This window comes from Streptomyces sp. RPT161, from assembly GCF_027533845.1.
In the GTDB taxonomy this organism is placed as follows: domain Bacteria; phylum Actinomycetota; class Actinomycetes; order Streptomycetales; family Streptomycetaceae; genus Streptantibioticus_A; species Streptantibioticus_A silvisoli_A.
In genome coordinates this window covers 349056-367664 of the sequence record NZ_JAPZVN010000004.1, presented here as the reverse complement: position 1 = coordinate 367664, position 18609 = coordinate 349056, and the positions used below count along the sequence as shown (strand labels likewise).

Genomic DNA, 18609 nt, shown 5'->3' with positions numbered 1-18609 from the left:
GGGTGGCGGGGTTGTCCACATCAGCGCCGTTGTCCACAGGCCGGTGCATGGCTCTTGACTCGGCCATCGAGCGTTGTCACATTCGTTGATGTCATATTCGCACGCGCCCGCGCGGATGTCAGGAGACGCGGGGCGGCTGAGGGGGACGGGAGGGCGGCCATGGCAGCGGGACTTTCCGCGGAGCTGCGCGGCTTCCAGGCGGTGCAGCGGCTCGCGTACGAGTGCGCGGAGACGGTGGCCGCCCAGCTCAGACCGGGCACGACCGAGCGGGAGGCGACGCGTGCGCTGCGCGCTGAAGCCGCCGCCCGCGGCGTGCGGGACTGGTTCCATCTGCCGTTCGCCTGGTTCGGGGACCGCACGGCGTTCGCCGGGTTCAGGCTGCCGACGCAGTTCTTCCCCACCAACCGCCAGTTGGAGCCGGGGATGCCGTTCATCCTCGACCTGGCCCCGATCCACGGCGGATTCACCGCCGACATCGGCTACTCCGGCAGCCTCGGCCCCAACCCCCTGCAAGACCGGCTGATGGCCGATCTGCGCGAGCACCGCGAGTTCATCCTGCGCGAGGTGCGGCAGCGCCGGTCACTGCGACAGATATATGAGGACGTCGACCGGCTGATGGGCAGGCAGGGTTACCAGAACCGGCACCGCGCCTACCCGTTCGGGGTGATCGCGCACAAGGTCGACCGGGTCAAAGAGCGCCGCTGGTCACCGCACATCGCCGGATTCGGCACCCAGAGCCTGCGCGGTCTGGCCAACGACGCGCTGCACGGCCACCGCGAGGGCTGGTCTCCGCTGTGGAGCCCCTATCGGATGTCGGACCATCCACCACACCCGGGACTGTGGGCGGTTGAGCCGCACCTGGGGTTCCGCGGCACCGGCGCGAAGTTCGAGGAGATCCTCGTCGTCACCGACTCGGCCGATCCCGAGCAGAGCGCTTTCTGGCTCGATGACGAACTGCCGCATGTGAAGCGGTGGAAGGAAGCGGCGTCACTCACGGAAGCGAAGGGGGGAGCATGATGTCCGAGGTACGCGAGCGCATGGTGCGCTCGGGCGAAGTCGATCTGTGCGCCGTCGAGTACGGGGACACCGCGCACCCGACCATCATCCTGGTGCACGGCTATCCGGACAGCAAGGAAGTGTGGACTCCGGTCGCCGAGCGGCTGGCCGACCGCTTCCACGTGGTGCTGTACGACGTGCGGGGGCACGGCCGGTCCTCGGTGCCGACGCCGCTGCGCGGCGGGTTCCGGCTGGAGAAGCTGACCGACGACTTCCTGGCGGTGGCGGACGCGGTCAGCCCGGACCGCCCGGTCCACCTTGTCGGCCATGACTGGGGATCGGTACAGGGCTGGGAGTTCGCCACGGTACGCCGCACCGAGGGCCGGATCGCCTCGTTCACCTCCATCTCCGGGCCCTCCCTGGACCACTTCGGCCACTGGATCAAACAGCGTCTGGCACGCCCCACCCCACGTCGCACAGCCCAACTCCTCGGCCAGGGTGCAAGGTCGTGGTACGTCTACGCGCTCCACACGCCCGTGCTACCCGAGTTGGCCTGGAGAGGGCCGCTCGGCCGGCGGTGGCCGAAGCTCATGGCCCGCGCCGAGCGACTCGAACCCGGCACCTACCCCACGGGGTCGCTGCCGCACGACGCCGCGCACGGTGCCTGGCTGTACCGGGACAACGTCCGCCCCCGGCTGCGCAACCCGCGTGACGACGCCTACGCCCATGTACCGGTCCAGCTGATCACCCCGCTCGGCGATCCGTTCCTGTCCCCACGGCTCTACGACGACCTGGAGCGCTGGGCTCCCGAGCTGCGGCGCAGAACCCTGCCCACCAAGCACTGGGTGCCGCGCACCAGGCCCGACCAACTGGCGGACTGGATCAGCGAGTTCGTGCTCGCCCACGAGGGCGTTGACACCGGCCCACCGGTGGGCACGGCCGCGATCGGCCCGGTGCGCAAGTCGCGCGGCGGCAGACCGTCCACCAGCTCGGCCCGACTGCGGGCGGCCTACGCGGAGCGGTTCGCTGGGCAGTTGGTGCTGGTGACCGGCGCCGGCAGCGGCATAGGCCGCGCCACATCCTTCGCCTTCGCCGAGGCGGGCGCACGGGTCATCGCCGTCGACCGGGACGCGGAGGCCGCGAGCAGAACGGCCGAGCTGTCACGGCTGTTGGGCGCTGCGGCCGCGTGGGCGGAACCGGTGGACGTCTCCGACGAACAGGCGATGGACAAGCTCGCCGCCCGGGTCGCCACCGAACGCGGCGTGGTGGACGTCCTGGTGAACAACGCCGGGATCGGCATGTCCGGCTCGTTCCTGACCACCTCCGCCGACGACTGGCGCAGGGTGCTGGACGTCAACCTGTGGGGGGTCATCCACGGCTGCCGGGCCTTCGCCCAGCAGATGGTCGACCGCGACCAGGGCGGGCACATCGTCAACACCGCCTCCGCCGCGGCCTACCAGCCCTCTCGCGCCCTGCCCGCGTACAGCACCTCGAAGGCCGCCGTCCTCATGCTCAGCGAGTGCCTGCGCGCCGAGTTGTCCGCTCACGGCATCGGGGTGACCGCCATATGCCCCGGCCTGGTCAACACCAACATCACCGCCACGGCGCACTTCACCGGCGCCTCGCAGAGTGAGCAGGAGCGCCTGCGCGCCAAGTCCTCCCGGCTGTACCGGATGCGCAACTACCCGCCGGAGAAGGTCGCCGACGCCGTGCTGGACGGCGTACTGCGCAATGCCGCGGTCGTGCCGGTGACGCCCGAGGCGCGCGCCGCCCATCTGCTCGCCCGGCTGTCGCCCAAGGCCCTGCGGGCGATGGCCCGGATCGACCCACCCCTGTAAGCACCGCACCGGCCACAGCCAGAAGGAGGCACCGCCATGGACACCACCGACCCGGTCCCGAGCCCCACCTCGACCACAGCGTCCACCGCCACGCACCCCATAAGGCCACGTCGGGTCTCCTTCGACTGGCAGCGCACCCCCCTGCACTGGATACCGGACGAGCCCACCGCGACCCATGTCATCAATGTGCTGCACCTGCTGCTGCCAGCCGGAGAGCGCTGGTTCGTCAAGGTGTTCAAGGAGGCACTGCCCCTGGTCACCGATCCGGAACTGCTCAAGGACGTCAAGGGCTTCATGGGCCAGGAGGCCACCCACAGCGTCCAACACTCCTATGTGCTGGACCACTTGGCAGAGCAGGGCCTGGACACCCGCCCCTACACCAAGCACGTGGACTGGATGTTCGACGTCATGCTCGGCGAGCGTCCGCCGGGTGGACTGCCGGTCTCGGCCCGCGAGTGGCTGCGCTTCCGGCTCTCGCTGATCGCCGCGATAGAGCAGTTCACCGCCGTGCTCGGCGACTGGGTGCTGCGCGCCGAGGAACTGGAGCTGGCGCGGCCGGACGAGGTGATGCTGGACCTGTTGCGCTGGCACGGCGCGGAGGAGGTCGAGCACCGCGCGGTCGCGTTCGACATGTACCAGCACACTGGTGGCAGCGGACTGCCGCGGTACGTCCGGCGCGTCGAGGGCATGGCCTTCACCGCCCCGATGCTGCTGTGGCTGTGGGCGTTCGGGGCCGCGTACCTCATACGCCACGACCCCCAGTTGCGGGGGCGACTGCGCTACACGCTGCGCGAGCACAACAGGGCGGTCCGCAAGGGTCTGCTGCCCAGCTGGCGGGAGCTGGGCGCGGCCATCCCGCGCTACCTGCGACGGTCGTACCATCCCTCTCAGGAAGGGTCGCTGCGCGCGGCCGTCGAGTACCTGGCCAGCTCTCCGGCGGCCAGGGCGGCGGCGGGCGCGATCGGCCGGACGGCGGCGTCGTAGCCGAAGCCCCCGTAAGGAGCACGAGAAAGTGACGCGAGAGTCGCGGGGCACCCCGGGGCCACCGACCGGAACGGCCGCCGATCCGGCGTACCGCATCGAGGACCTGGCCCACGAGAGCGGCACCACGGTCCGCACCATCCGCGCCTATCTCGACCGAGGGCTGCTGCCCAAGCCCGAGCGGCGCGGCCGGGCCAACCTGTACGGAGACCTACACCTGGCCCGGCTCCGGCAGATCGCCGAGCTGCTGGAGCGTGGATACACCCTCGCCAGCATCAAGGAGCTGCTGGCGGCGTGGGATGCCGGTACGGGGCTCGGCGGAGTCCTCGGGCTGGTCAGCGAGGTGGAGCGGCCGTGGTCCGATGAGCGCCCGGCGCGCATCGGGCGGGCCCAGCTCAGCGAGGCGTTCGGTGGCATCGCGGACGAGGAGGCCATCGCCGAAGCGGTGGAGCTCGGCGTACTCGAACCGGTGCCCGGCGCGGCCGACGAGTTCATGGTGCCCAGCCCGCAGGAGCTGGCGGTCGCCGCCGAACTCCACGCGGTCGGAGTGCCGTTGCCCGCGATCTCCGGTCACCTCAGGGAGTTGCGCGGGCAGGTCGAGCACATGGCCGAGCGGTTCATGGCGTTCACCACCGAGTATGTGTTCCAGCCGTACCTCGACCATCCGCCGACCGACGCGGAGGCCACCGAAGCCGCCGCGCTGGTGCGACGGCTGCGTCCGCTCGCCCAGCAGACCGTGGACGCGGAACTCGCCCGTGCGATGCGGACGTTGGCGACCCAGCTGGTGCAGCGCCACCTCGGCCCGGAACATCAGCGACCGGAAGCGCGGCAGGAACCGGCGGCGCAGGAGCCACCGGCTCAGCCGCAGCACATCACCGTCACCCTGCCCGCGGCCACGGTGCGTTCGGTGCGGGCGTTGGTCGGCGCCCGCAACACGGCGGCGTTCATCGCCGCCGCCGCCGAACGCGAGGTCCAGGCACGCACCATGGACGGCTTGGTGCCATAGGCGTGGATGGTGCTCATGAGCCATCCTCAGCTGCCCAGCACCGAGGCCACGGTCGTCGCGATACGCGAAACCGCGGCTGAGTACGGCCGCGCGGCGCGGGTCACCCACGACATCGGCGCGGACCGCTCCGCTCGCCGCACCGCGGCGGGTGCGTTCACGGTCACCGACCCGGACGGCGGCCTGCCGCACGAGGCGTATGTGGAGATCCCCGGTTCGCCGCATGTCGCGGTGGAGGTCTACCGCTCAGGGCTCACCCCTTGGCTGAGTGCCCGGGCCCGCTAGCCGCCGTCGCGACGGGAAGAGGCTCCCGCCGCAACGGCGAACACCCGCGACGGCGCGGCCCGGCGTGCCGGAGCACCCAACCGGCGCCCCGGGAAACCGCCGGTGGCTACAGCTGGGACAGCCCGTCCGTGGCGATCTTCTCGAAGACCGCCATGTCCGCCTCGAAGATCGAATCGGGGATCGGCCAATGCAGGACGATTTCGGTGATCCCCAGCTCCGCGTACCGGCCCGCGTAGTCGACGAAGGCGTCCACCGAGTCCAGCGGCCGCTCGCTCGTGGAGCCCTGGAGCAGGACGCGGTCCAGCTCCCGCGGATCGCGGCCGGACTCAGCGCAGGCCGCCTCCAGCTTCTCCATCTGCGCCCGCACCACACCAGGGCAGTCCGCCACCGGCACGTCCTTCGGCCCGCGCGGGTCGCCGTACGTCACCCACGCCTGCCCGTACCGGGCGGCGAGCCGCAGACCGCGCGGACCGGTCGCGGCGACCGCGAACGGCAGCCGCGGTCGCTGCACACAGCCGGGGATGTTGCGCACCTCGTGCGCCGAGTAGAACTCGCCCTCGTGGGTCACCACATCGTGGGTCAGCAGTTGGTCGAGCAGCCCGATGAACTCACCGAAGCGGTCGGCGCGTTCACGCGGCGACCACGCCTCGTTGCCCAGCGCGGTCGCGTCGAATCCGGTGCCGCCCGCACCGATCCCGAGCGTCACCCGGCCCCCGCTGACATCGTCCAGCGTGATCAGTTCCTTCGCCAGGGTCACCGGATGCCGGAAGTTCGGCGAGGTCACCAGGGTGCCCAGGCGCATCCGCGATGTGACCCCGGCCGCCGCCGTCAACGTCGGCACCGCACCGAACCACGGCAGGTCACGGAAGCTGCGCCAGGACAGGTGGTCGTAGGTGTACGCGGTGTGGAAGCCGAGCTGCTCGGCACGCCACCACATCTCGCGCCCCTCCGACCAGCGGTGTACCGGGAGAATCACAGTGCTCAGTCGCATGCCGTCGACTGTAAGCGGCCCACCGCGCCAACCACGAACCGTCCGGAATCCGCCCGGCGAGCCCGCGTGAACAGCCCCACCGCTGCACGAGACGTCTAATTCAGACGGGTTTAACCTGAATAGCGTGGGTCGCCCCCAGGAGGCCGTCATGACCAGGAAAGTCGCGGACTGCAGCAAGTTCCCCAGCGAGTCGCACTGCACGATCGCCATCACGGGGGAAGAGGAGGAAGTGGTCCGGGTGGCCGTTGAGCACGCGGTCGCCGACCACCACCACAAGGACAGCCCGGAGCTGCGCCAGCAGATCCGCGGGATGCTCGTGGAGGAGATCATCCCGACCATCCCGAAGTCGGGACCGCCGCCTCCGGAAGGCGAGATATTCGATCTCTGATCCCGCCGCCATACCCGCCGCCATACGCCTTCCACCCTGCGGATACACGTGGCCGGTCGCACTCGGTCGGCCACCCGCGCTCCACCGCCCCTCCCACGCACCCGTGCGCCGTCGTGCGCCACTATGGACCCCGTGACCTCGCTCTCCCGGCCCCCACAGCCCTCCCGGTCCAAGCAGCAGCCTGCGGTTCCCAAGCCGCCCCGGCTGATCGCCACCGACCTGGACGGCACCCTGCTGCGCGACGACCGCACGGTCTCCGCCCGGACCGTCGCCGCCCTGGCGGCCGCGGAGGCCGCAGGCATCGAGGTGTTCTTCGTCACCGGCCGCCCGGCCCGCTGGATGCATGTAGTGGCCACCGAGCCACTGGACGGCGACCCGGCCCGCCGCTCGTTCCTCACCAACGGCATCGCGATCTGCGCCAACGGCGCCGCCGTCTACGACCTCCACCGCGACCTGCTGCTGGAGGCCTTCCCGCTCGCCGAGCGGGACGCCCGCGCGGTGGTGGCCGCGGTACGGGACGCCGTACCCGGCACCTCCTTCGCGATCGAGCGGACCGGCGGCTTCCACTACGAGCCGCAGTACGCCGCGGCCTGGGCGGAGGCCGACTCCGTCGTGGGCCCCATCGAGGAGTTGCTGGAACTGGCCGCCGATCAGCCGGTGCTCAAGCTGCTGGCCAGGCATGACTCGGCCGACCCGGACGTGTTCCTGGCGGCGGCGCGAGGTGCGGCCGGGGAGCACGCGGAGTTCACCCGGTCCAGTCCCTCGGCGCTGCTGGAGATCAGCGGGGTGGGCATCAGCAAGGCCAGCACCCTGGCCCGCTGCTGCGCTGAGCGCGGGATCACCGCCGACGAGGTGGTCGCCTTCGGCGACATGCCGAACGACCTGGCGATGCTCGGCTGGGCGGGTACGTCGTACGCGGTGGCCAACGCGCACCCCGACGTACTCGCGGCCACCGTGCACCACACGGCCGCCAACGAGAACGACGGCGTGGCCCATGTGATCGAAGCGATCCTGGCCGACCACACGTAACCCCCCGGCGGTGCGGAGGCTTGCCGAGAAGGAACCCAGGAGTCCACGGGCTCTCTCGCCGGAAAAGGTCCCGCCGCAGCGGCGAGCGACGACGAGGATCCGGCCCGCGGGAACCAGCCGCAACCCAGCCCCCAACCGCCGGAGGCTAAAGCGGGGCCTCCCAGACCACCCGCGCCCCCACGCCGTCCGGCCCCTCCCCGTAGCTGCTGGAGCCGCCCAGGGCCTCCGCGCGGCGGGCGAGATTCCGCAGGCCGCTGCGCCGTCCACCTTCCGGGATGCCGACACCGTCATCGACCACCGTCAACCGCACCCCGCTCAACCCACCCGGCAGGGTGACCGTCGCATCCACATGGATGTCGATGCGAGAGGCACGCGCGTGCCGGAACGCGTTCGACAACGTCTCCCGCAGCGCCGCGATGAGGTTCTTCCCGGTCGTCTCGCTCACCAGCGCGTCCACCGCGCCGGTGAACCGCACCGAGGGCGCGAATCCCAGCGGCACCGAGGCCTGCCCGAGTTCCCGCAGCACGCGGGTGCGCAGCCCGGCCGGTGCATCGGCGGGACCCTGCTGAAGGGCGAAGATCGCGGTCCGCACCTCCTGGATCGTGGCGTCCAGTTCGTCCGCCGCATCGGCGATACGTTCCCGCACGTAGGGAACCACCACCCGGCGCTGCGCACTCTCCAGCAGCATCCCGGTGGCGAACAACCGCTGCACCACCAGATCGTGCAGATCGCGCGCGATCCGGTCACGGTCCTCGAAGACCGCGAGCCGCTCGCGGTCGCGCTGCGCGTCGGCGAGCACCAGCACCACCGCCGCCTGGTGCGCGAACTGCTCGGCCAGCCGCCGCTCGGTCTCGGAGAACGGCCTGGCCCCCCGCCTCCGCGGCAGCGCCAACGTGCCGATCACCTGTCCGCCACTGCTCAGCGGCAGCATCATGCTCGGGCCGAAGAAGCGGGAGACATCGGTGGTCATCCGCTCATCGGTCGCCGAGTCGGCGACGAACACCGGCTCGCCCGCGAGGAGTTGGGAGACGATCGGGCTGGTCGGCGCGACCACCGTGCCGAGCAGCGGCAGCGGCTCCTCGGTGGAGACCGCGACGATCTCCATTCCGAGGTCCTCGGTGGGCAGCAGCACCACCCCGGCCGCCGACTCGGCCAGCCGCCGCGCCTGGTCGGCGACCACCTGCAACGCCTCGTCCGCGTCGCTTCCGCTGACCAGCGCCGTGGTCACGGCGTTGACGCCGTCGATCCAGCGGTCGCGCTGCCGGGTGGCCTCGTACAGCCGGGCGTTGCCGATCGCCACGCCCGCCTGGGCGGCGAGGATCTGCGCGGTGTGCAGGTCGACGTCGGAGAACTCGCCGCCGTCCAGTTTCCCGGCCAGGTAGAGGTTCCCGAAGACGTTCCCGTCCACCCGCACCGGAACGCCCAGGACGCCGCATGGCGCGGGAGCGTGGAGCAGCGCCTCCAGCAGCCCCTCGTACCCGTCCGGCAGCACACCGATGCGGTCGGCCACGTGCTGGTCGATGCCGTGTGTGACGACGTCGCGCAGCCCGTCCCCGTCCGGATCGATCACGCCGAGCGCCGCGTAGCGGGCACCGACCAGTTCGGCACCGGTGAGGACGATCCGGCGCAACGTCTCATGGAGGTCGAGGCCGGAGCCCACGGAGACCACGGCGGACAGCAGCTGAGGAAGCCGATCGCTCAGTTCGGTCAGCTCCCCGAAGTCACCTACGCGGTCCGCCATGCCCACGAGGGTAAATGGGCAACTTTGGTATGAGAAGTCCCTAAAGAAGCTGTAAGTACGCTTTCCCCGGCATCAGACAGGCGGTGGAGCGCTGGGCGGCGCATTAACCCACCGGTATCGCCTCGCTGGCCCGTTCACGTTCCAGCAGGCCGCGGAACGGCCCCTCAGCGGCGGCCAGCTCCTGGTATGTGCCGCGCTGCACCGCACGTCCATGATCGAGGACGATGATCTCGTCCACCGCACCGGGGGCCGCGAGCCCGGCCAGCCGGTGGGTGATCAGCACAGTGGTGCGGCCCTCGGTGGCCCGCAGCAGATCCGCGGTGAGCGCGTCCGCGGTGGGCAGGTCCAGGTGCTCGGCGGGCTCGTCCAGCACCAGTACCGGGAAGTCGGCCAGCAGTGCGCGGGCCAGCGCCAGGCGCTGCCGCTGTCCACCGGAGATCCGCGCGCCATGCTCGCCGACGAGGGTGTCCAAACCCTCGGGCAGCGAGTCCACCCAGTCGAGTAGACGCGCGGCGGCGAGTGCGGCGCGCAACTGCGCCTCGTCCGCCGTTGGACGCGCCAGGCGCAGGTTCTCCCGCACCGAACTGTCGAAGACATGGGCGTCCTGCGCGCACAGTCCGACCATGCGGCGCACCGCGTCACCGTCCAGCGCCGCCGCGTCGACGCCGCCGAGGGTGTAGCTACCGTCCGCCCGGTCCACGAACCGCAGCAGCGCCTGGGCGAGCGTCGTCTTCCCCGCGCCCGACGGCCCGATGACGGCGATCCGCCGCCCGGCGACAAGTTCCAGGTCGAGCCCGTCCAGCGCCAGCCCCTCCTGCCCAGGGTGCCGTACCGCCAGGTTCCTGACGTTGACCGGGAACGGGGACCCGGGCGGAGCGGCGGGCTCCGCCGGTTCGCGCACCGGAACGGGAGCGTCCAGCACCTCGTCGACGCGCTCCGCGGCCCGGCGGCCACGGCGCCGGTGCAGCGCCGCCAGCGGCATCCCGGCAACGGCCTCGAACGCGGCGAGCGGAGTGAGGACGACAACGGCCAACTCCACCCCGGCCAACCGGCCGTCGGCCACCGCCAGCACCCCCACATAAGCACTGGCCGCGACGGTCAGGCCGGTGATCAGCGCGCTGAGCCCGGCGCCCAGCGCGGTCGCCGCCGCCGAGCGGGCGGCGATACGGGTCAGCAGCCGGTCCGCACGTACCGTCCCGTCCAGCCGGGCGGGCAGCGCACCCGCGACCGTCAACTCCGCGGTGCCAGAGAGCAGGTCGACCACCTGGGTGGACAACTCGCCACGCGCGGGCGCGAGTTTGGCCTCCGTACGCCGGGACACCGCGGCGGCGAGCAGCGGAACGCCCACCCCCGCGGCCAGCAGACCACCCGCGAGCACCGCGCCCGCCGCCGGCAGCAGCCATCCGACGAAACCGACGCATGCCGCGCTGACCAGCACCGCGGTGAGCGCCGGAAGCAGCCAGCGCAGGAAGTAGTCCTGTAGTGAGTCGACATCGGCGACGAGCCGGGAGAGCAGATCGCCGCGCCGGGTGCCCCGCAACCCGGCGGGCGCGAGCCGCTCCAGCCGTCGGTAGACGGCGGCGCGCAGGTCCGCGAGCGCCCGGAAGACGGCGTCGTGCGAGACCAGGCGCTCGGCGTAGCGGAACACCGCGCGACCGATGCCGAAGGCACGGGTAGCCGTGGTGGCCACCAACAGGTAGAGCACCGGGGGGTGTTGGGAGGCACGGGAGATCAGCCACCCCGAGGTGGCCATCAGCCCGATCGCGCTGCCGAGCGTGAGGGCGCCCAGGAGCACGGCGAGCGCGAACCGCGCACGTAGGGGGTGCGCCATTCGCCGCATGCGGGCCAACGCCCCAGACGCGCTTGGTCCTTCGGGCGCGGGGTCCGTCACGTCCCCGGGCGCGACGGTCCCGGCGAGTGCACCCGCCGCCCCCACTGGCCCGGCCGCAGTGCCGCTCGGCGCTCCGGCCCCGCCCTCGGCGGAACGCGGCGATCCCATGGCCCGGACACCCGATCCCGGCGGGTCCACGGCAGCGTACGGCCCTTGGGCCCCGGCCGCCGCGGTCTCCCCCACCCGAACCACCCGGTCCGCGACCGCGAGCAGCGCCGGGCGGTGCACGACCAGGATCACGGTGCGCCCCTCGGCGAGCCGCCGGACCGCCTCCACCACGACCGCCTCGGTCTCGCCGTCCAGATTCGCCGTCGGCTCGTCCAGTAGCAGCAACGGGCGGTCGGCGAGGAACGCGCGGGCCAGCGCCAGGCGTTGCCGCTGTCCGGCCGACAGGCCCGCGCCGTCCTCGCCGAGCCGAGTGTCAGTGCCCCGTGGCAAGCTTTCGGTGAAGTCGAGGGCGTTGGCGTTCCGAAGCGCTTCGGTTACCTCCGCGTCGCTCGCTTCCGGGCGCGCCAGCCGGACGTTGTCGGCGATCGATCCGGCGAACAGGTAAGGACGTTGCGGTACCCAGGCGATCTGGTTCCGCCAACTGTCGGGACGCAGGGAGGTGAGATCGGTGGAGTTGATACGAATACGGCCGGAGGTCGGCCGGACGAAGCCCAACAGGGCGCCCAGCAACGTGGACTTGCCCGCGCCGGACGGACCGGTGATCGCCACCGTCTCGCCGGGGTGGACGGTGAAGCTGGTCCGCGCAAGCGAGGGTTCGTCCCGCCCCTGATGGGTCACGGTCAGCTGGTCCACGCTGACCGTGGCGGCACGGGCGTCGGGAGCCGGGACCGTGCCCTCGGCCGGCGCCGGGGTCTCCAGCAGCACGAACACCTCGTCCGCTGCGGCGAGTCCCTCCGCCGCGGCGTGGTACTGGGCGCCGACCTGGCGCAACGGCAGGTACGCCTCGGGTGCCAGGACCAGCACCAGCAGTCCGGTGTGGAGGTCGAGCCCGCCGTCGACCAGCCGGAAGCCGATGCCGACCGCGACCAGTGCCACCGAGATCGTGGAGAGCAGTTCCAGAGCGAAGGAGGAGAGGAAGGCGATGCGCAGTGTCGTGAGCGTTGCCCGCCGGTAGTCGTCGGTGATCCTGCGGATCGAGGCCGCCTGGGCCTTGGCCCGGCCGAAGACCTTCAGCGTGGGCAGCCCGCAGACCACGTCGAGGAAGTGGCCGGACAGCCGGGACAGCAGCCGCCACTGCCGCTTCATCCGCGCGTCGGTGTACCAGCCGATCAGTGCCATGAACACCGGGATCAGCGGCAGGGTCACCACGATCACCAGCGCCGACTCCCAGTCGGCGGTGGCGATCCTGGCCAGTACGGCGACCGGTACGACCACGGCCAGGCCGAGTTGGGGCAGGTAACGCGCGAAGTAGTCGTCCAGGGCGTCGACTCCGCGCAGCGCGAGGGTGGTGAGTTCACCGATGCGCTGCGGGCCACCGCGCCCCGGGTCGGACGGCGTGGGAGCGAGCCGGGTGGCATGGGCGAGCAGTCGGCGGCGCAGTTGGGACTTGACGGAGGCACTGGTGCGGTGGGCCGCGAGTTCGGTGAGCCAGCCCACGGCGGCGCGGCCGATGGAGACTGCGATGAGGAGGGTTATGGCGGAAGCGAGTTGGGACGTTCCGTAGTGGTGCTGGAAGGCGCCGACCACGATCTCGGCGATGAGCATCGCCTGGGCGACGACCAGGCCCGCCCCGGCGAGGCCGAGGGCCACCGTCGCGGCGAGGAAGACGCGGGTGGTCCTGGCGTACCGGAGCAGGCGCGGGTCGACGGGTCGCACGGTGGCGTCAGTGGGTGATCGGGTCGGGTATGTGCTGGGTCCCGATGCGCTTGCGGAAGACCCAGTAGGTCCATGCCTGGTAGCCGAGGACGAGCGGCGTCATGATGCCCGCGATCCACGTCATGATCTTCAACGTGTACGGGCTGGACGACGCGTTGGAGACGGTGAGGCTCCACGCCGGGTTGGTGGTGGACGGCATCACGTCCGGGAACAGCGCCAGGAACAGCATGGCCACCACCGCCGCGATGGTCACCCCGGACAGCGCGAACGACCATCCCTCCCGGCCGAACCGGTTGCAGACCAGCGCCACGGCCAGTGCGGCCACGGCGACCACCAGCGCGACCAGGCTGCGCGCGTTGCCGCTGTGCGCCTGCGTCCAGACCAGGAAGGCCAACGCGAAGGCCGCGGCCACCAGTCCGAGGACACCGGCCATCGCACGCGCCCTGGCCCGTACGTCGCCGAGCGTCTTCAACGCCGCGAACACCGCGCCGTGGAAGGTGAACAACGTCAGTGTCACCGCCCCGCCGAGCAGCGCGTAGGGGCTCAGCAGGTCCAGGAGCGTGCCGGTGAAGTCCTTGTCCGCGTTGATCGGCACGCCCCGCACGATGTTGGCGAAGGCCACGCCCCACAGGAAGGCGGGCAGCAAGGAGGTGTAGAAGATCGCGTGTTCCCAGTTGCGCTTCCAGCGGGCGTCATCGCGCTTGGCCCGGTACTCGAAGGCGACGCCGCGCACGATCAGGCAGACCAGAATGATCAGCAACGGTAGGTAGAAGCCGCTGAACAGCGTGGCGTACCAGTCCGGGAAGGCCGCGAAGGTCGCGCCGCCCGCGGAGAGCAGCCAGACCTCGTTGCCGTCCCAGACCGGGCCGATCGTGTTGATCAGCACCCGGCGCTCCTTCTCGTCCCGCGCCAGCAGCTTGGTGAGCACGCCGATGCCGAAGTCGAAGCCCTCCAGGAAGAAGTAGCCGGTCCACAGAACGGCGATCAGCACGAACCAGACGTCGTGAAGGTGCATGGTCGTTCTCTCCCGATCTCTGCCGTACGCCGGTCAGTAGGCGAAGGCCATGGGCTTGTCGGACTCGGCGTCCTCGCCGCTGTCCGACCCGGTGCCGGAGCCGTTGGACGGGCCGCGCAGCCGCGGGTCGTCGGCCGGTGGCAGTTCGTCGGTGACCGGTCCCGCCTTGGCGTAGCGGACCATCAACCGCACCTCGATGACCGCCAGGATCGCGTAGAGCAGCGTGAAGACGGACATCGAGACGATGACCTCGGTCTGGCTGACACCGGGGGAGACCGCGTTGCGGGTCTTCATCAGCCCGTAGACCACCCACGGCTGCCGTCCCATCTCGGTGAAGACCCAGCCGAAGGAGTTGGCGATCAGCGGGAAGCCCATGGTCAGGATCCCGATGCGCCAGGACCACTTGGTGAAGAAGGTGCTCATCTCCCGCCTGGGCGTGAGCATCAGGCGCGGTACGTCCTCCTCGCCGGTGCGGAACTCCGGCGCCAGCCAGCGCTTCCTTCGGGTGGTCCACAGTCCGATCAGTCCGGCGACGAAGGAGGTCATCCCGAAGCCGATCATCAGCCGGAAGCCCCAGAAGGTGACGAAGATGTTGGGGATGTAGTCGTCCGGCTTGCCGCCGTACTTGGCCGCCTCCTGCTTGGCGACGTCGTTGATACCGGGGACGGCCTCGTGGAAGTTGCTGTGCGCGAGGAAGGACAGGATGCCGGGGACGGACAGCTCCACGGTGTTGTGGCCCTTGCTGACGTCGCCGACCGCGAACACAGAGAAGGGCGCGGGTGCCTGGGTGTCCCAGAGCGCTTCGGCCGCCGCCATCTTCATCGGCTGCTGCTCGAACATGACCTTGCCCAGGGTGTCGCCGCTGACGGCGGTGCCGAGTCCGGCGACCACCGCGAGGACCAGGCCGGTGCGCAGCGAACTGCGCAGCGCGCCGATCCTCTTGCGGTCCTTGTCCGTCGTCGTCTCGCCCGCGTTCTGCCGCCGCTTGGCCTTCCACAGGTGGTACGAGGCGATGCCCACGACGAACGCGGCGCCGGTGAGGAAGGAGGCGGTGAGCGTGTGGAAGGCCTGGACGAGCGTGGTGTTCTGGGTGAGGACGGTCCAGATGCTGGTGAGTTCGGCCCGTCCGGTGTGCGGGTTGATCCGGTAGCCGTTGGGGTGCTGCATCCAGGAGTTCGCGGCCAGGATGAAGTACGCCGACAGCACGGTGCCGACCGACACGATCCAGATGCACGCGCAGTGCAGCTTCTTCGGCAGCTTGTCCCAGCCGAATATCCACAGTCCGATGAAGGTGGACTCGAAGAAGAAGGCGATCAACGCCTCCATCGCCAGCGGGGCGCCGAAGACATCGCCCACGAAGCGGGAGTAGTCCGACCAGTTCATACCGAACTGGAACTCCTGCACGATGCCGGTGACCACGCCCATCGCGATGTTGATGAGGAAGAGCTTTCCCCAGAACTTGGTGGCGTGGAAGTACTTCAGCTTCCCCGTCCGCACCCACGCCGTCTCGAACCCGGCGGTGATCGCGGACAGGCTGATGGTGAGCGGGACGAAGAGGAAGTGGTAGACGGTCGTGATGCCGAACTGCCACCGGGCCAGTGTCTCCGGGGCGAGAGCGAGGTCCACGTCGCGTCTCCTTACCTTGGCGCGCGGGTGAGCTTGTGAACGCGTTCACATTCACAAGCAATTATGTCTCAGCTTGTTTCGGCTCTTGACAGCGGGGTGGGTGACACTCTTCACACGGCGCTGACAGCTGTTTCACCCGACTACCTGGGGCGGGAACGCGTCAGGGGCGCGCCGTATCGGCGCACCCCTGACATAACGTTTCGCCCGCGTTCCGCTTCGCCGGGCGGTCATCGGGGCCTTTGTCGGCCCCCTACAACTTCCTACAGCTCCCCGCGGAACTCCGCCGCCGCCCGCAGGAACAGGTCGTTGGCCTCCCGCTCACCGATCGTCGCCCGGATGCCCTCCCCCTGGAACGGCCGCACCACGACCCCGGCGCGCTCGCACGCCGCCGCGAAGTCCAGCGTGCGGTCGCCGAGCCGCAGCCAGACGAAGTTCGCCTGGGTCTCCGGCACTGTCCAGCCCTGCTCGGTCAGTCCCTTGCTGACCCGGGTGCGCTCGGCGACCAGCGCCTCCACCCGCTCCAGCAGCGCCTCCTCCGACCGCAGCGACGCCACCGCCGCGTCCTGGGCCAGCTGGCTCACCCCGAACGGCACCGCGGTCTGCCGCAGCGCCGCCGCCACCGGTTCGTGCGCGATGGCGAAGCCGACCCGCAGCCCGGCGAGCCCGTACGCCTTGGAGAAGGTGCGCAGCACGCAGACGTTGGGGCGGTCCCGGTACAGCTCGGCGCCGTCGGGCACCTCGGCGTCGCGGATGAACTCGCGGTACGCCTCGTCCAGCACCACCAGCACGTCGGACGGCACCCGGTCCAGGAACCGCTCCAGCTCGGCGCGGCGCACCACCGTGCCGGTCGGGTTGTTGGGGTTGCACACGAAGATCAGCCGGGTGCGGTCGGTGATCGCCTCCGCCATCGCGTCGAGGTCGTGTACCTCGCCCTCGGTCAGCGGCACCGGTACCGCCGTGGCGCCGGAGATCTGCGTGATGATCGGATACGCCTCGAACGACCGCCAGGCGTAGATCACCTCGTCGCCCGGCCCGGAAGTGGCCTGCAGCAGCTGCTGGGCCACGCCCACCGATCCGGTACCGGTCGCGATGTGCGTCTCCGGCACGTCGAAGCGCTTCGCCAGCTCGGCGGTGAGTCCGGCGCAGCCCATGTCCGGGTAGCGGTTGAAGGAGCGCGCGGCCTCGGCCACCGTCTCCATCACACCGGGCAGCGGTGGGTAGGGGTTCTCGTTGGAGGACAGTTTGTAGGCGGGCGCGCCGGTCCCGGAGACCGCGGGCTTGCCCGGCTTGTAGGCGGGGATGCCGCGCAGGGCGGCACGGAGCCTGGGTTGTGCTTCTGTCACCGTAGGTCCTCCTCGACCATTCCGGGGTACGGGCGACCAGTGGCGGCCGTCCGTACTGCCACGCCGTACTCAGCGGCTGCTCACACCCGCTGCACACACCCTAAGAGGGGGCGTGCGTCCAACGGGAGGGGTGATGTACCCCGGCGTACGCCGGTGGCGTACGCCCTGGCGCGCATCACTCGTACAGGTGAGGTGGAACGTCCCGAGAAACTGGACCACACGGCGAGTCAAGCGGACCGTACAGCCAACCAAAGAGTCCAAATCCCTTGTTCTGCCTGGCATTTCAAGGGGAGACCCGCCCCACGCATATGCAGAAACGTCACTGCACATCGCCGTTCGCCAGCCCCCGCCACCAGACCACCCGAGCCCTACTATCGGCCTGCCATGACAGCAGCAGGTAACCACCAGGCGAGCCGGTCCGGGCGCCGGCTGGAGCGAGCGGGGATCCGGGACGTGGCAGCCGCGGCCGGGGTCTCGATCACGACTGTCTCCGACGCACTCAACGGCAAAGGCCGTCTGCCCGACGCTACCCGTCGCCACGTCCGCGAGGTCGCGAACCGACTGGGCTATCGCCCGTCTGCCGCAGCGCGGACACTACGCACGGGTAGATCCGGGCTGATCGGCTTGACGGTGACCACATACGGGGAAGAACCTTTCACCTTCACCGAGTTCGCCTACTTCGCCGAGATGGCACGTGCCGCGACCTCCGCCGCGCTGGCCCGCGGTTACGCCCTGGTGATCCTTCCCGCGTCCTCCCGGCACGACGTCTGGAGCAACGTGGCGCTGGACGGCACGGTCGTCATCGATCCGTCGGACCACGACCCGGTGGTGGCCGATCTCGTCCGGCAGGGCATCCCGGTGGTCAGCGACGGTCGCCCGGCGGGCAACCTTCCGGTGCACGCCTGGGTGGACAACGATCACGAACAGGCCGTTCTCGGCATCCTCGAACACCTCGCGGACTCCGGCGCCCGTCGCATCGGCCTGCTCACCGGCACCAGCACCGACACGTACACCCGGCTGTCGACCACGGCCTACCTCAACTGGTGCGAGCGCGTGGGCCAGGAGCCGGTGTACGAGTCGTACCCGGCGCACGACCCCTGCGCGGGCGCGGTCGCCGCCGACCGGCTGCTGGCCAGGCCCGACCGGCCCGACGCGGTCTACGGCCTGTTCGACCCCAACGGCACCGACCTGCTGGCCGCCGCCAGGCGGTACGGGCTGCGTGTTCCCGAGGACCTGCTGCTGGTCTGCTGTAGCGAGCGCGCGGCCTACGCCACCACCGAGCCGCCGATCAGCACACTCTCCCTCAAGCCCGGCCGGATCGGCACCGCGGTCGTCCAGTTGCTGATCGACGCGATCGAGGGAGTGGGCGCCGGCCGTCCGGTGGCGCAGGTCATGCCGACCGATCTGATCGTGCGGGCCTCCTCGCAACGGCGTCCCCCGCGCACCACGGTGAGTCCACCGCGCTCCCCGGACGACGATTGAACGGATTTCGGCGGTCCGGCGGTCGTCTTCACGGTGTCCCGCAGACAGCGCGCGGACAATTTCACGGATATTGTCCGCTCCGCCCCAATTGGCAGGTGGCAGGTGCGTCGCAACGCGAGAGCGGCATTCCTATGATGGGCGGATGACACCGGAGGACGCGTCGGCGCAGGCCGCGC

Annotated in this window: 14 protein-coding genes; 8 read left to right on the top strand and 6 right to left on the bottom strand. The window is 70.6% G+C overall.

The genetic code is table 11. The features are described from left to right. Positions 1-159 precede the first annotated feature (159 nt). Genes O5O46_RS12700 through O5O46_RS12680 form a run of 5 tightly spaced genes read left to right on the top strand, consistent with a single transcriptional unit; the run spans position 160 to position 5103 of the window. A complete protein-coding gene (locus O5O46_RS12700; RefSeq protein WP_269855458.1) occupies positions 160-1017 on the top strand; it encodes a M24 family metallopeptidase in 858 nt (285 codons plus the stop codon). Further along, positions 1014-2834: an SDR family oxidoreductase gene (locus O5O46_RS12695; RefSeq protein ID WP_269855457.1), complete on the top strand. Its 1821-nt coding sequence runs from the start codon at positions 1014-1016 to the stop codon at positions 2832-2834. Before O5O46_RS12700 ends, O5O46_RS12695 begins: the two co-directional genes overlap by 4 nt. Before the next feature lie 36 nt (positions 2835-2870). Next, on the top strand, positions 2871-3818 hold the full coding sequence (locus O5O46_RS12690; RefSeq protein WP_269855456.1) for a metal-dependent hydrolase: 948 nt from the start codon (positions 2871-2873) through the stop codon (positions 3816-3818). Between the two features lie 28 nt (positions 3819-3846). Beyond that, the gene (locus O5O46_RS12685; RefSeq protein ID WP_269855455.1) at positions 3847-4821 is read left to right on the top strand and encodes a MerR family transcriptional regulator; all 975 of its coding nucleotides are present in this window, start codon (positions 3847-3849) and stop codon (positions 4819-4821) included. A 15-nt stretch (positions 4822-4836) separates the two neighbouring features. Next, on the top strand, positions 4837-5103 hold the full coding sequence (locus tag O5O46_RS12680) for a hypothetical protein (protein ID WP_333482364.1): 267 nt from the start codon (positions 4837-4839) through the stop codon (positions 5101-5103). Positions 5104-5209: 106 nt separating this feature from the next. Here the strand turns inward: O5O46_RS12680 and O5O46_RS12675 are convergent, their stop codons facing one another. Continuing rightward, positions 5210-6094, bottom strand: a complete 885-nt coding sequence (locus O5O46_RS12675) for an LLM class flavin-dependent oxidoreductase (protein WP_269855454.1) — start codon at positions 6092-6094, stop codon at positions 5210-5212. Positions 6095-6242: 148 nt separating this feature from the next. On the opposite strand from O5O46_RS12675, the gene O5O46_RS12670 reads away from it, so the two are divergent. Both O5O46_RS12670 and O5O46_RS12665 read left to right on the top strand, forming a co-directional pair. Beyond that, positions 6243-6482 carry a DUF1059 domain-containing protein gene (locus O5O46_RS12670; RefSeq protein WP_269855453.1) on the top strand — a complete coding sequence of 80 codons (240 nt, stop codon included), beginning with the start codon at positions 6243-6245 and terminating at the stop codon, positions 6480-6482. 123 nt (positions 6483-6605) lie between these two features. Continuing rightward, a complete protein-coding gene (locus tag O5O46_RS12665) occupies positions 6606-7511 on the top strand; it encodes an HAD-IIB family hydrolase (RefSeq protein ID WP_269855452.1) in 906 nt (301 codons plus the stop codon). 145 nt (positions 7512-7656) lie between these two features. Here O5O46_RS12665 and O5O46_RS12660 read toward each other — a convergent pair whose 3' ends face one another. The 5 genes from O5O46_RS12660 to hisC all read right to left on the bottom strand — a co-directional run bounded on the left by O5O46_RS12660 (position 7657) and on the right by hisC (position 16951). After that, complete coding sequence (locus O5O46_RS12660) at positions 7657-9252, bottom strand: GAF domain-containing sensor histidine kinase (protein ID WP_269855451.1); 1596 nt, start codon at positions 9250-9252, stop codon at positions 7657-7659. Positions 9253-9355: 103 nt separating this feature from the next. After that, positions 9356-12967, bottom strand: a complete 3612-nt coding sequence (cydD, locus tag O5O46_RS12655) for a thiol reductant ABC exporter subunit CydD (RefSeq protein ID WP_269855450.1) — start codon at positions 12965-12967, stop codon at positions 9356-9358. A 7-nt stretch (positions 12968-12974) separates the two neighbouring features. Then, complete coding sequence (gene cydB / locus O5O46_RS12650; protein ID WP_269855449.1) at positions 12975-13982, bottom strand: cytochrome d ubiquinol oxidase subunit II; 1008 nt, start codon at positions 13980-13982, stop codon at positions 12975-12977. A gap of 33 nt (positions 13983-14015) precedes the next feature. Next, complete coding sequence (locus O5O46_RS12645) at positions 14016-15608, bottom strand: cytochrome ubiquinol oxidase subunit I (protein WP_269855448.1); 1593 nt, start codon at positions 15606-15608, stop codon at positions 14016-14018. 260 nt (positions 15609-15868) lie between these two features. Next, on the bottom strand, positions 15869-16951 hold the full coding sequence (hisC, locus tag O5O46_RS12640; protein ID WP_269855447.1) for a histidinol-phosphate transaminase: 1083 nt from the start codon (positions 16949-16951) through the stop codon (positions 15869-15871). A 384-nt stretch (positions 16952-17335) separates the two neighbouring features. Between hisC and O5O46_RS12635 the strand changes: the two genes are divergently transcribed. Beyond that, a complete protein-coding gene (locus tag O5O46_RS12635) occupies positions 17336-18433 on the top strand; it encodes a LacI family DNA-binding transcriptional regulator (RefSeq protein WP_269855446.1) in 1098 nt (365 codons plus the stop codon). The last annotated feature ends 176 nt before the right edge of the window (positions 18434-18609 follow it).